10 protein-coding genes and 1 riboswitch are annotated in these 13,065 nt (G+C 62.5%); of the genes, 7 read left to right on the top strand and 3 right to left on the bottom strand.

The genetic code is table 11. The features are described 5' to 3' along the window. Positions 1–3: 3 nt before the first annotated feature. The 7 genes from flgG (at position 4) to mgtE (ending at position 8,812) form a co-directional block, all read left to right on the top strand. On the top strand, positions 4–792 hold the full coding sequence (gene flgG, locus AB7E19_RS03375) for a flagellar basal-body rod protein FlgG (protein ID WP_010675290.1): 789 nt from the start codon (positions 4–6) through the stop codon (positions 790–792). A gap of 16 nt (positions 793–808) precedes the next feature. Further along, entirely contained in the window at positions 809–1,480 is a 672-nt protein-coding gene (gene flgH, locus AB7E19_RS03380) for a flagellar basal body L-ring protein FlgH (RefSeq protein ID WP_010675289.1), read from the top strand. A 60-nt stretch (positions 1,481–1,540) separates the two neighbouring features. Further along, entirely contained in the window at positions 1,541–2,638 is a 1,098-nt protein-coding gene (locus AB7E19_RS03385) for a flagellar basal body P-ring protein FlgI (protein WP_010675288.1), read from the top strand. 46 nt (positions 2,639–2,684) lie between these two features. Beyond that, on the top strand, positions 2,685–3,785 hold the full coding sequence (gene flgJ / locus AB7E19_RS03390) for a flagellar assembly peptidoglycan hydrolase FlgJ (protein ID WP_427934617.1): 1,101 nt from the start codon (positions 2,685–2,687) through the stop codon (positions 3,783–3,785). A gap of 3 nt (positions 3,786–3,788) precedes the next feature. Beyond that, complete coding sequence (gene flgK / locus AB7E19_RS03395; protein WP_048207975.1) at positions 3,789–5,786, top strand: flagellar hook-associated protein FlgK; 1,998 nt, start codon at positions 3,789–3,791, stop codon at positions 5,784–5,786. 3 nt (positions 5,787–5,789) lie between these two features. Continuing rightward, entirely contained in the window at positions 5,790–6,998 is a 1,209-nt protein-coding gene (flgL, locus tag AB7E19_RS03400; RefSeq protein ID WP_010675285.1) for a flagellar hook-associated protein FlgL, read from the top strand. A gap of 177 nt (positions 6,999–7,175) precedes the next feature. Further along, a riboswitch (M-box (ykoK) riboswitch) is annotated at positions 7,176–7,345 on the top strand. A gap of 123 nt (positions 7,346–7,468) precedes the next feature. Beyond that, complete coding sequence (gene mgtE / locus AB7E19_RS03405) at positions 7,469–8,812, top strand: magnesium transporter (protein WP_427934619.1); 1,344 nt, start codon at positions 7,469–7,471, stop codon at positions 8,810–8,812. A gap of 58 nt (positions 8,813–8,870) precedes the next feature. Here the strand turns inward: mgtE and ppx are convergent, their stop codons facing one another. From ppx to AB7E19_RS03420, 3 genes are all read right to left on the bottom strand, one after another. Next, the gene (gene ppx, locus AB7E19_RS03410; protein WP_171865630.1) at positions 8,871–10,361 is read right to left on the bottom strand and encodes an exopolyphosphatase; all 1,491 of its coding nucleotides are present in this window, start codon (positions 10,359–10,361) and stop codon (positions 8,871–8,873) included. Next, positions 10,351–12,420 (bottom strand): polyphosphate kinase 1, encoded by a 2,070-nt coding sequence (ppk1, locus tag AB7E19_RS03415; RefSeq protein WP_010675282.1) that lies wholly within the window; start codon positions 12,418–12,420, stop codon positions 10,351–10,353. Before ppk1 ends, ppx begins: the two co-directional genes overlap by 11 nt. Before the next feature lie 76 nt (positions 12,421–12,496). Beyond that, entirely contained in the window at positions 12,497–13,009 is a 513-nt protein-coding gene (locus AB7E19_RS03420; protein ID WP_010675281.1) for a glycine cleavage system protein R, read from the bottom strand. Positions 13,010–13,065 lie beyond the last annotated feature (56 nt).

Raw genomic sequence — 13,065 nt, forward strand, 5'->3', positions numbered from 1 at the left:
CCCATGAATCCTGCACTCTGGATCAGCAAGACTGGCCTCGATGCCCAGCAGACCAACATCTCGGTCACCTCGAACAACCTGGCGAACGCCAGCACCGTGGGCTACAAGAAGGCGCGGGCCATCTTCGAGGATCTGCTTTATCAGAACATCAACCAGCCTGGCGGTCGCTCCTCTGCGGACACCGAGCTCCCTTCCGGCCTGATGCTGGGGGCGGGGGCCAAGGTGGTCGCCACCCAGAAAAACCACAGTCAGGGCAACGTCCAGACCACGGACAACTCCCTTGACCTGATGATCAGCGGCCGCGGCTACTTCGAAATCCAGCTGCCCGATGGCAGTGCCGCCTATACCCGCAACGGCCAGTTCACCCTGAACGATGAGGGGACCATCGTCACCCCGGGCAACGGTTACCCGCTGCAACCGGAGATCCAGATCCCCGAGAACGCCCAGAGCGTCACCGTGGGGGAGGATGGCCAGGTCTCCGTCCAGCTCAAGGGGGATGGCCAATCCCAGGTGGTGGGCCAGATCAACACCACGGACTTCGTCAACCCCACCGGCCTGCAGCCCATGGGGGAGAACCTCTTCCTCGAGACCCAGTCCAGCGGCGCCCCCATTCAGGGGACTGCCGGCGCGGACGGGCTGGGGGTGATCAAGCAGGGGATGCTGGAGACCTCCAACGTCAACGTGACCGAGGAGCTGGTGAATCTCATCCAGGCTCAGCGGGTCTACGAGATGAACTCCAAGGTCATCTCCGCCGTCGACTCCATGATGTCCTTCCTGACCCAGCGGACCTGATGAAAGGAGTGTCATGATGAAAGCCATATGGATGCTGGGACTGCTGACGCTGGCGGGTTGCACCAGTACCCCCAATACCGCCAAACCGGATGATCCGGATTTCGCCCCCGTTTACGGGGAGTCGGAGCCGGTGTCGGTGCGCCCGACCGGCGCCATCTTCCAGCCCGAGCAGGTCAACGGCATCTACTCGGACATCAAGGCGCACCGGGTGGGTGACATCATCACCATCCAGTTGGCGGAGTCGACCTCGGCGTCGAAAAAGGCCAACACCCAGAGCGGCAAGGACAACAAGCTGGCGCTCGACCCCGTCACCCTGGGTGGCGTGCCGGTCACGGCGGGGCCCTACGATCTGTCGGCCTCCATCGGCCAGAACAGTGCCTTCAAGGGGCAGGCCAAGGCGGATCAGAGCAACAGCCTGCAGGGCAACATTTCGGTCAGCGTGGTCAAGGTACTGCCAAACGGCAACCTGCTGGTGCGCGGCGAGAAGTGGATCATGCTCAACAATGGCAACGAATATATCCGTATCACCGGTCTGGTGCGCCCGGAGGACGTGAGCTCGGAAAACAGCGTCTCCTCCCAGCGGGTGGCCAATGCGCGTATCTATTACGGCGGTACCGGGGATCTGGCGAACACCCAGGAACAGGGCTGGCTCACCAGCTTCTTCAACGGCCCCTGGTGGCCCATTTAAGACTCAAGAGTCCGGGGCGTTCACGGGTCCCGGATCAGGAAGGTTTTGTTAGGAGATGTCATGAACCGATTCCGTCTGCTTGCCCTGCTGTGCTGCCTGCTGCCCTTCGGGCTGGCGCACGCATCCCGCATCAAGGACCTCGCCTCGGTGGAAGGGGTGCGCAGCAACCAGCTGATCGGTTACGGTCTGGTGGTGGGCCTGCCCGGCACGGGGGAGAAGAACAACGCCTTCACCGAGCAGACCTTCAGGACCATGCTCAACAACTTCGGCATCAAGGTGCCTGACAACATCAAGCCCAAGATCAAGGACGTGGCGCCGGTGGCCATCCACGCGGATCTGCCCCCCTTCTCCAAGCCGGGTCAGACCATAGACGTCACCGTCTCCGCCATCGGCGAGGCGAAGAGCCTGCGTGGCGGCACCCTGCTCCAGACCTTCCTGAAAGGGCTGGATGGCCGCGTCTATGCGGTAGCTCAGGGCAGCCTGGTGGTCGGTGGCCTCGGGGCCGAAGGGGCGGACGGCTCCAAGGTGGTGGTGAACACGCCCACAGTGGGGCGGATCGCCAACGGGGCGACCGTGGAGCGGGAGGTTCCCAACTCCTTCAGCCAGGGCGACACCATCACCTTCAACCTGAACCGGCCGGACTTCACCACCGCCCGCCGTCTGGCGGACGTGGTCAACGATCTGGTGGGTCCGAACACCGCCCAGGCGATGGACGCCACCTCCATCAAGGTATTCGCACCGCGGGATCCGGCCCAGCGGGTTTCCTACCTCTCCACCATCGAGAACCTGGAAGTGGACCCGGCGAGCGAGTCCGCCAAGATCATCGTGAATTCGCGCACCGGGACCATCGTCATTGGCAGCGAGGTCAAGCTGCGCCCGGCGGCCATCAGCCACGGTGGGCTGACGGTGACCATCGCCGAGAACCAGCAGGTCTCCCAACCCAATCCGCTCGCTGGCGGGCAGACGGCGGTCACCAACAACTCCACCATCAACGTGCAGCAGGATCCCGGTCGGATGTTCAAGCTCGATACCGGCGCGACCCTGGACGACCTGGTGCGGGCGGTGAACCAGGTGGGGGTCGCCCCCGGGGATCTGATGGCGATCCTGGAGGCGCTGCAGCAGGCGGGCGCGATCCAGGGCCAACTGGTCATTCTGTAATTTCGTGAGCGGCAAGCGGTTGCCACGGGCGGCAAAGAGGTAGGTTATGGCAGAGTTCGACACCCAGAGCGGTATCAATATTGGCATGGTGCAGGACGTCCAGAACCTGGACAAACTGCGCCAGATGAGCCTGAGCAAGGAGGGGAAGCAAGGGGCCCTGATGGCGGCCGCCCGCCAGTTCGAATCCATCTTCACCCAGACCCTGTTCAAGGGGATGCGCCAGGCCAACTCGGTGCTCACCGAGGGCAACCCGATGAACAGCAGCTACACCCAGTTCTATGAAGGGATGCTGGACGAGCAGCGGGTTGCCGACATGTCGAGCAAGGGGGGGCTGGGCATCGCCGAGATGGTGGCCAGGCAGCTCTCACCCGAGCAGACCTTCACCCATCAGGATGGCCGGGTACTCAAGCTGCCCCAGCGTACCGAGCGGGTCTACAAGCCCTATCAACCCCCCAGTACCTCCAACGATCTGATTGCTGCCTCCAAAGTTGGCAAAGATTTTGCTGATAACGAAATGAAGGGTGAGCTGAATGGGGCCGAGCGTACGCTGGCCATGCCAAGACGCCCCCACCGCACCGTGCCGCCCATGGGCAGCAGCCAGAGGCCTTCGGCCCTGGATGGCAGCGCCAAGGTGTTTGACAGCCCGGAAGAGTTCGTCGACAGGCTGATGCCGCTGGCCAAGAAGGCGGCGGACAAGCTGGGGTTGAGCCCGGCGGTGCTGGTGGCCCAGGCCGCCCTTGAGAGTGGCTGGGGCAAGCGGGTGATCAAGGATGCAGACGGAAACGTGACGCACAACCTGTTCGGCATCAAGGCCGATCCGCGTTGGGAAGGCCCCAAGGCGGTGGTGAGCACCCTGGAATACGAGCAAGGGGTGGCCTCGCGCCAGAAGGCGGCGTTTCGCTCCTACGAGTCGTTCGAAGAGAGCTTCAACGACTACGTGGATTTCCTGACCTCTGGGAGTCGCTACAAGGGGGCGCTGGCCAAGGTGGACAGCCCGGACCGTTACTTCGAGGCGTTGCAGCAGGCCGGTTATGCCACCGATCCCCAGTACGCCAGGAAACTTAAACAAGTGTTGCGCAGTGATGCCATCGCCGGTTACTCGACGCCCGGCAACATTGCAGACAGGAACACAGAGATGGAGCTGTAAGCTATGGCAAGCGATCTGCTTGGAATTGGGACCTCGGGTGTGTTGGCCCAGCAGCGACTGCTGCAGACCACCAGCAACAACATAGTGAACGTCAATAGCCAGGGCTATGTACGTGAACGCACCCTGATCTACACCAATTCCGTCGGATTGGGGACGGGCGACATGGTGAGCGAGCGGATCATCAACGCCTATGCCCAGGCCGAGGTGCGCCGGGATACGTCCGCCTATCAGGCGGCCAACACCCGCTACGATCAACTGTTCAGGCTCGACAGCCTGCTCGGTGATGCCAGCAACAGCGTGGGGACCACCATCACCTCCTACTTCAAGGCTTTCCACACCGCCAACGAGTCACCGTCCGAGATCGGGGGGCGCAAGACGACCCTGAGTGAACTGAGCGGCATGGTGGACAGATTCCATACCCTCTCCGCCCAGCTCGACAAGCAGTCCGATACCATCAATGCCACCATAGGGGACGAGACGGACAGGGTGAACAGCCTGCTGAACAGCATCAACGATCTGAACCAGGCCATCGTCCGTACCCAGGGCTCCCCTGAAGAGAACCTGATGCTGTTCGATCAGCGGGATGAGGCCATTCGCCAGCTCTCCGAGAAGATGGAGATCCGCACCGTGACCCAGCCCAATGGCAGCATGCTGGTCAACATGAGCACAGGGCACTCCCTGGTGCTCGATGGCGGCGTGGCCCAGTTCAAGGTGGTGCCGGGGGACCCGGATTCCCGTGAGCCTTCCCTGCAGCTGACCCTGGGCAAGAACCAGGCCAGCATCAACGACCAGGATATTGGCGGTGCCATCGGTGGCCTCTTCACCGCGCGCCGTGATCTGGAGCCCGCCAAGCGGGAGCTGGGGCAGCTGGCCGTCGCCCTGGGGGATGCCATGAACCAGCAGAACCGGCTGGGGATGGATCTCGACAACGAGCTTGGGGGGGATCTCTTCACCCTCAAGGGAAGCCAGGGGCTGCCCTACGCCAGCAACCAGGGTAACGGGGCGGCCAGCGTCAACTTCGTCCCCGGCAAGGGGAGTGAGGTCACCACCTTCGACTACGAGGTGCGGTTCAACAGCGCCACCGGTTACGAGGTATTCGCCATCGACGGCAGCGGGCAGCGTACCTCGCTCGCCACGGGGACCACGCCGCCAGCCACCTTCGAGGTGGCGGGGCACGGCATCGAAATCGATCTCTCCGGCACTCCGGTCGCGGGTGACAAGATCTTGTTGCAACCCACCCGGAATGCGGCTGCCAACCTGGAGCAGGCGATCACCCGTCCCGAGGATATCGCGCTGGCATCCCCCCTGAAGGCGGACAAGGGATCCCAGAACCTGGGCTCGGGCGAGATAACGCTGGGCGGTGTCTACAACACCGGCACGGGCTCGGGTTTTGGCACCAACACCCTGGACCCGAGTGCACCCCAGGTCATCAAGATCGACGGCAGCGGCAACTACGAGGTCTATGACAAGAACAACAACCTGCTCGGTGTGGCCCCCGCCTCCAGCAAGGGAAAGAACCTGATGGCCGCCCTCGAGAGCCCCCTGGGGGGGCCCAAGGTTTACGCCGATCCGACCCAGAGCCCGGGCTATGAGTTCAGCATCACCGGCAAGGTGGAGGCCAGCGACAGCTTCACGCTCAGCTACAACAAGGACGGCTTTGCGGACAACGCCAACGGCCTGGCGCTGGCGGAGCTGCAGAACAAGGAGCTGGTGCGCAAGAACAACAACGCCGCCACCAGCAACGACAAGATGACCTTCAACGATGCCTACTCGGGTCTGGTGAGCGGCATTGGCAACAAGACCAGCCAGGCCAAGACCCTGCTGCAGGCCAACGAGGCGAAGCTGACCCAGAGTACCGCCATCTTCGAGAGTGTCTCCGGCGTCAATCTGGAGGAGGAGGCGGCCAACCTCATCCGCTTCCAGCAGTCCTATGCGGCCTCGGCCCAGATAGTGAACACCGCCAAGACCATCTTCGACACCCTGCTCTCCTCCGTGAGGTAAGTCATGCGCATCACCACCAACATGATCTATGACCGCAACCTTGCCTCCATGAGCAAGGTGAGCGAGCGCCAGAACACCGCCTACAACCAGTTGATGACGGGGGATAAATTCTCTCGCTCCGGGGAGGACCCGGCCGGCATGAGCCAGAAGATGGCGCTGACCAAGGAGATCGATCTCTTCAAGCAGTACGGCGTCAACGGCAGCCTGCTGGAGAACAGCCTGGGCCACGAGGAGACGGTGCTGACCTCCCTCAACAACGCCATGCTGAGTGCCCAGACCCTGATCCAGAAGGCGAACAACTCCGCCATGGGCTCCGAGGAGCGCAACGCCATCGCGAGCGAACTCGAGGGGCTGCAAAAGCAGATGTTCGACCTGATGAACAGCAAGAACTCCCAGGGGGAGTACATCTTCGGCGGCAATCAGAGCAAGACCCAGCCCTTCGTCAAGGATGCCAGCGGCAACTATGTGTTCCAGGGGGACACGGGGCAGCGCAACATCCAGGTCTCTCCCACGGTGCAGATCCCGGCCAACGACTCCGGTTTCGATCTGTTCGAGATGGTGGCGACCCGGCGCACCGCCAGCGCCGCCAGTGGCAACATCCAGGTGTCGGTGGCGGATCAGGGGAACTTCGAGAGCTTCTATCGCAACAACTATGATGCTTCCCTGCCGAGCAACCAGTATGCGGTCAGCACCCTGGCCGGGCCGCCGGACACCTACGAGATCCGTGACAGCGGTGGCACCCTGCTGCAAAGCGGCGACTATGTGGCGGGCAACAAGATCCCCTTCAACGGCCTGGCGCTCACCCTCGACCTCCCTGCGGGGTCGGCGACCCAGAACTTCGTGCTGGATACCCCGAAAAACGACAACATCCTCAATGGCATGTCCGATTTCATCTCCGCCATGCGCGATCCGACCCTGTCCGAGAGCGATTTCCAGCTGGCGGTCTCCGATGCCACCACCCACATGAGCAACGCCAGAACCAAGATAGACCGGGGACTGGGGGAGCTGGGGGGAAGGATGAACAGCCTGGAGCAGGTGATGAGCTCCAACGACGGACTCAGCACCCTGAACCAGCAGGCGCGGGCCAAGGTGTCCGAGGCGGACATGTACGAGGTGATCGCGGCCCTCTCCAAGGAGGATGCAGCCATGAGCGCCTCCCAGCTCGCCTTCAGCAAGATAAGCAAGCTGACCCTCTTCGACTATATCCGCTGACGTTCGTCCGTTGACCGCAGGCTCCCCCGTGCCACGCACGGGGGAGCCTCGTTTCATGAAGAGCCCGCCGTCCGGCCAATTTGTAACAACCCGTTGCCAGGGGCCCGTTTGCCTTGACTCGACCTGCGCCTGGGCAGATGATGCCGCCCGCACGGTAGCGCCGTGCAATCAATGTTCGCAGCATCTCGTTAGGCGAGGCTCCTGCATAAACACAGGCCACTGATCTCACGACGTCCAGAGACGCCCAAGATCAGGACAGTTTTCATCGGATTAAGGTGTCAACCCAAGTGGCTTCCGGCATGCCGGATACGTTATGCAGTGCTAAAGCTGGTACGTGGGGATGAAAACACGCCGGACGGCGTCATTTCCTGCCTGTTACTCGTCAATCAAATTGCTGTTTTCTTGCCGTTGCATCCGGCCAGGTGCCGGAGGCGTTCAGGTTCGCCTGAAATCACATGAGGACATCTGTGATGAAGAAAACACACACCCTGCTCAATCGTCATCAACTGCTCGACCCGGTTGCCCTGCGCAACTGGCTGGCTCACAACCTGGATCCGGTGGCCCGTGCCGATCAGCTTCTGACCCTGCGCCCGGAAGAGCTCAACTGCATCTTCGATACCCTCTCCATGCCGGAAGGGGCGTCCTTGCTCGCCTCCCTCCCGGCGGAGTGTGCCGGCCATCTGCTGCTCAGGCTGCATGGCAGCATCGTGGGAATACTACAGGGCACCCTGGCCCGTCGGGACCTGCTGGCCATCCTGCGCAGGCTCGACGAGCACGATCGCAAGACCCTGCTCGCCCGGCTGCCAGACCCCGCCCGTAAAGCCTTCCAGTCCCTGCTGGCCTGGCCGAACGAGTCGGTGGGGGCCAACATGCGCCACGAATACCTGGCAGTGGAGTCCGATGCGACGGTGGAAAGCGCCAAGCAGCTGATCCACGGGGCCTGGGATCAGGCCAGGCTGTTCGGTCATCTCTATGTGGTTGACGGCGAGCAGCGCCTCCTTGGCAGCGTCTCCCTCAAATCGCTGCTGATCGCCGATCCGCTGCTGCCGGTAGGGGAGCTGATGGAGGGGGAGGCGGTGCGCATCAACGCCCGGGCGGATCAGGAGCTGGCGGCCCGCCTGCTCATTGACCGCGACCTCTCGCTCCTGCCGGTGGAAGATCAGGGTCGTCTGGTGGGGGTCTTCCACGTGGACGATGCCGCCGACATCCTGGAGCTGGAGTCCACCGAGGATGCGGAGCTGCAAGGGGGCTCCTCGCCGCTGGATACCCCCTATCTGCAGGCCACCCCCTGGCAGTTGTGGCGCAAGCGGGTGGGCTGGCTGCTGATCCTGTTCGTGGCGGAAGCCTACACAGGCACCGTGCTGCGGGCCTTTGAAGAGCAGCTGGAGGCAGCCATCGCCCTGGCCTTCTTCATCCCGCTCCTCATCGGTACCGGTGGCAACAGCGGTACCCAGATCACCACCACCATAGTGCGTGCCATGGCGGTGGGGGAGGTGAGCCTGAAAAACCTCGGCACCGTGCTGAAAAAGGAGATCTCCACCGGTCTGCTCATCTCGGCCGCCATCGCGCTGGCGGCCTGGGTGCGGGCCTGGAGCCTGGGGGTGGGGCCCGAGATCGGCATGGTGGTGACCCTGACCATCGTCGCCATCGTGCTCTGGAGCGCCACTGTCGCCTCGGTGATACCCATGGTGCTGCGTCGCTTTCGCATCGACCCGGCGGTGGTCTCCGCCCCCTTCATCGCCACCCTGGTGGACGGTACCGGCCTCATCATCTACTTCGAGATAGCCAAGCTGATCCTGCCGGATCTGCAGTAGGAAAGGACAAGAGACAAAAAAGGCAGCCATCGGCTGCCTTTTTGCACAGAGGAGCGGATCACCCGAGCTGGAACAGCAGGGGCCAGCCCTGCTCGTGGCAGTAGCGGTGCTCCTTTTCCAGGTTCTGCATCAGCAACTTGTTCTCGTCGCACCAGTCCAGGGGCAGGGTGACCACCAGTTGATCCCCGGCGGCCTGCACGTTCCACTCGGGCAGCAGGTTGTCCTGACGCCTGTGGTGGGCCGCCACCGCGAGGCGCAGGATGCGGATGCAGCGCAGCACCGTCTGCTCGTCGTGGTTGGGCAGGGCCGGCAGCTCGGAGAGCTTGAGCCCCTTGCGGTGAAAGCGCACCAGGGCCGCCAGCAGGGCCTGATCGTCCTGGTTGAAGCCGGGCAGGTCGGTGTTTTGCAAGATGTAGGCGGAGTGTTTGTGGATGCCGCTGTAGTTGATGGCAAGGCCGATCTCGTGCAGCCGCGCCGCCCAGCCGAGGATGGCGCGATAGGGCTCTTCCGGCATCTCCCAGGGGCCGCTCAGGACGTCGAACAGGGAGAGGACGCTGCTCTCTACCCGGGTGGCCTGGCGCTTGTCGATGCGATAGTGAGTGCTGAGTGCAAGCGCGGTACGTTCGCGAATGTCGTGATGCTGCAGGCGCTCCTCGAACTCGTAGAGTAACCCTTCGCGCAGGGCGCCGTCGGAGTACTCCATCCGCTCGATGGGCAGGGAGGTGAAGAGCCCGAGCAGGATGGCCACCGCGGCGGCGAACACCCCCTGACGCTCCTCGGTGAGGCCCGCCAGTTTGAGCTGATCGACCCGCTTGTGCTTGAGCATCTCTTCCTTCAGCCGCTCCAGTCCCGCCAGGGTGATGGCACCATCGGTCCACTCTTCCCCCTGCAACACGTCGCGCACGGTGCGGATGGAGCCCGAGCTGCCGAGGCAGCTCTGCCAGCCCAGCTTGCGGTACTGGTTGATGATGGGGGCGAGCTGGTGCTGGGCTTCCAGCACGGCGGCGTTGAAGGCCTTCTCGCCGAGCTTGCCGTTGCCAAAGAAGCTCTGGGTGAAGCTCACGCAGCCCATCTTGCGGCTGGTGAGCGCCTTGTGCTCAAACCCTTCGCCGATGATGAGCTCGGTGCTGCCGCCGCCGATGTCCACCACCAGCACCTGGCCCTCGATGTGCTGGGTATGGGCGACCCCCTGATAGATGAGGCGGGCCTCTTCCTGGCCGCTGATGATCTCGATGGGGTGGTTGAGCACCTTGGCCGCCTCGCGCACGAAGTCGCGAGCGTTGCTGGCGCGGCGCAATGTGTAGGTGCCGGCGATGCGGATCTGATCCGGCTTGATGTTGGTGAGCCGCTCGGCGAACAGGGCGAGGCAGTCCAGCCCGCGCGCCATGGCCTCCGGGGACATGCGGCGCTGCTCATCCATCCCTTCGGCGAGGCGCACTCGCTCCTTGATGCGATCGATGATCTGCATCCGCCCCTCGGTGAGGCGGGCAATGACCATGTGGAAGCTGTTCGAGCCCAGATCGACAGCGGCGTACAGACTATTGTCCATGGTTTGACTCTATGCGTTTGAGGTAGTCGTAAATCGCCACCTGGGAACGGACCTTGCGGCGGTTGCCCCGCTTCACGTACTCGTTCTTCTGGTCGGCATCGATCACCCGCGCCTTGCAGGTATCACTCAGTTGTAGCTCGAGAATGTCGAGGATGCGCTGCTTGAGCCGCTCGTCATAGATGGGGGTGCCCACCTCGATGCGACCGTCGATGTTGCGGCTCATCCAGTCGGCACTGGAGATATAGAGCTGGGGATTGCCCTTGTTGTGGAACACCATCACCCGCGGATGTTCGAGGAAACGGTCGATGATGCTGATGACCCGGATGTTGTCGCTCAGACCCGGCACCCCCGGGCGCAGGGCGCACATGCCCCGGATGATCATCTGGATGGGCACCCCGGCCTGGCCGGCGGCATAGAGCCGGTTGATGAGGTCTCTGTCCACCAGATTGTTGATCTTGAGGGTGATGCCGCTGGGTTGCCCCGCCTTGGCGTTGGCCAGCTCGTTATCGATGAGGCGATAGAGCTGGCGGCGGCTGTTGATGGGGGAGACCAGCAGGTGGTTGAACTTGTAGCGCCGATAGGGGTACTCGATGTACTCGAACACGCTTTCCACCTCGGCGGTGATGTCCGGATGGCGGGTCAGCAGGGAGAAGTCGGTGTAGATCTTGGCGGTCTTCTCGTTGAAGTTGCCGGTCCCGATATGGGCGTAGCGCACCGCCTCGCCGTTCTCGTGGCGGGTGATGAGGCAGAGCTTGGAGTGGATCTTGAGGCTGGGCACCCCGAACACCACCTTGACGCCTGCGTCGGTCAGGATGTTGGCCCAGTCGATGTTGGCCGCCTCGTCGAAGCGGGCGCGCAGCTCCACCACCACGGTCACCTTCTTGCCGTTGTTGGCGGCGTCGATGAGGGAGTGGATGATCCGCGACTTCTTGGCCACCCGGTAGATGTTAATGCGAATGGCGCTGACCGCCGGGTCGAAGGCCGCCTGGCGCACCAGCTCGGTGAAGTGGTGGAACTTGTGGTACGGGTAGTAGAGCAGGATGTCCTGCTTGGCGATGGCGTCGAAGGCGTTGACGAAGCCGTCAAAGTCGCGGCAATCGAGGGCCGGCAGCTTGGGGTTTTCCAAATAATCCCGGCCCACATTAGGGAAGCCGATGAAATCCTTGAAGTTGTGATAGCGCCCACCGGGCATGATGGCGTCGTAGGAGCTGATCTGCAGCTTGAGCTTCAAGAAGCTTATCATGGCCGCCGGCATCTCCCGCTCGTAGACGAAGCGCACCGGCATGGCGGTGAGGCGCTGTTTCAAGCCGTCACTCATCTTGTCCACCAGGCTCAAGTCCAACTGGTCGGAGAGGTCATATTCGGCATCCCGGGTCAGCTTGACCGCGTAGGCGGCAATCTCGTCGTAGTCGAAGAAGCCCTTGAAGATCTCGTCCAGACAGAAGCGGATAACGTTGTCCAGGATGATGATCTGCTTCTTGCGACGGGTGCCCTCCGGCGGTAGCTGGAAGAAGCGGGGCAGATCGTCGGTGGGTACTTCCACCAGGGCGTACTGGATCACCTGGCCGTTCTTCTTCATCTCGATGGCGAGATAGGTGTGCTCGTCTTTCAGGAACTTGACCGGGTTGACCTCCTTGTTGAGGAGGATGGGAATGATGTGGCGCAGCACCTTTTCCCGGAAGAAGATCCGCAGCCACTGCTGGATGGACTCGGAGAGCTGGCTTTCGTTCACCAGGAAGATGTTGTGGCGAGCCAGCGCGATCAGCAGCTCCTTGTAGGTGTTGTCGAACGCCTCGCCGAGCGCCATCACCTTCTGCTGGATGGCGCGCAGCAGCACCTTGGCCTCGTCGTCGCCGCCGTGGACTTCGTTGATGAGGATGCGGCGCTTGACGTCCGACACCCGTACCTTGAAGAACTCGTCCTGATTGGAGGAGAAAATCCCGAGGAAGCGGACCCGCTCGATGAGGGGTACCGTCTTGTCCATCGCCTCTTGCAACACCCGTTCATTGAATGAGAGCCAGCTAAGTTCTTTCTCTTCATACTGCTTGTCGGTGCTCATCTGGTGCCTCTTTGCTCTGGTTGCGTCTGCGCGGAAGTTATGGCGTCAAACCATGACAAATTTATGACAGGCGACACTATTCGCTCAGATCCTGATCGATGTCGACGACGAGGTCGTCGGAGAGGGACTCCAGGGCCGTGACGAGATCGTCCAGTTCGAGCTGCGGCGGCAGGGCCACCAGAGCGTGGGCATAGAAGAGGGGGGCGCCTGAGTGGGGCGCAGGTTCGCAACCTGTGGTGAGGTCGGCGACGTTGATGTTGAGTTGGCGCAGGATGCTGGCCACTTCATGGACGATGCCCGGTCTGTCGTTGCCGGTGACGCTCAGCATCACCTGATGGGCCGGTTGCGGGCTGAGCTGCCCTTCGGCGAAGCTCACGGTGAGGCCAGGCAGCATCACCAGGGCCTCGCACAGGCTGCGGTAATGCTCGTCAGGCACGGCGACGTGCAAAATGCCGGCAAATTGCCCCGCCAGCTCGCTCATGGAGCTGGCCAGCCAGTTGCCCTGCTGCCGGGTGATGGTATCGGCCAGGCTCTCGACGATGCCGGGTTTGTCTGCGCCGATCACGGTGACGACCAATTGCTTTTGCATCCTGCTCTCCTTGAATGGGGCTGCGTGGGGTCCGTTGACGCCTGGCGGCGACGGGG

Source organism: Aeromonas sp. (genome assembly GCF_050252055.1).
Classification (GTDB): Bacteria; Pseudomonadota; Gammaproteobacteria; order Enterobacterales; family Aeromonadaceae; genus Aeromonas; species Aeromonas caviae.

Bases quoted from the DNA above. Each gene is read 5' to 3' on its own strand.
- flgG (WP_010675290.1), top strand. From the start codon at position 4: ATGAATCCTGCACTCTGGATCAGCAAGACTGGCCTCGATGCCCAGCAG.
- flgH (WP_010675289.1), top strand. From the start codon at position 809: ATGAAAGCCATATGGATGCTGGGACTGCTGACGCTGGCGGGTTGCACC.
- AB7E19_RS03385 (WP_010675288.1), top strand. From the start codon at position 1,541: ATGAACCGATTCCGTCTGCTTGCCCTGCTGTGCTGCCTGCTGCCCTTC.
- flgJ (WP_427934617.1), top strand. From the start codon at position 2,685: ATGGCAGAGTTCGACACCCAGAGCGGTATCAATATTGGCATGGTGCAG.
- flgK (WP_048207975.1), top strand. From the start codon at position 3,789: ATGGCAAGCGATCTGCTTGGAATTGGGACCTCGGGTGTGTTGGCCCAG.
- flgL (WP_010675285.1), top strand. From the start codon at position 5,790: ATGCGCATCACCACCAACATGATCTATGACCGCAACCTTGCCTCCATG.
- mgtE (WP_427934619.1), top strand. From the start codon at position 7,469: ATGAAGAAAACACACACCCTGCTCAATCGTCATCAACTGCTCGACCCG.
- ppx (WP_171865630.1), bottom strand. From the start codon at position 10,361: ATGGACAATAGTCTGTACGCCGCTGTCGATCTGGGCTCGAACAGCTTC.
- ppk1 (WP_010675282.1), bottom strand. From the start codon at position 12,420: ATGAGCACCGACAAGCAGTATGAAGAGAAAGAACTTAGCTGGCTCTCA.
- AB7E19_RS03420 (WP_010675281.1), bottom strand. From the start codon at position 13,009: ATGCAAAAGCAATTGGTCGTCACCGTGATCGGCGCAGACAAACCCGGC.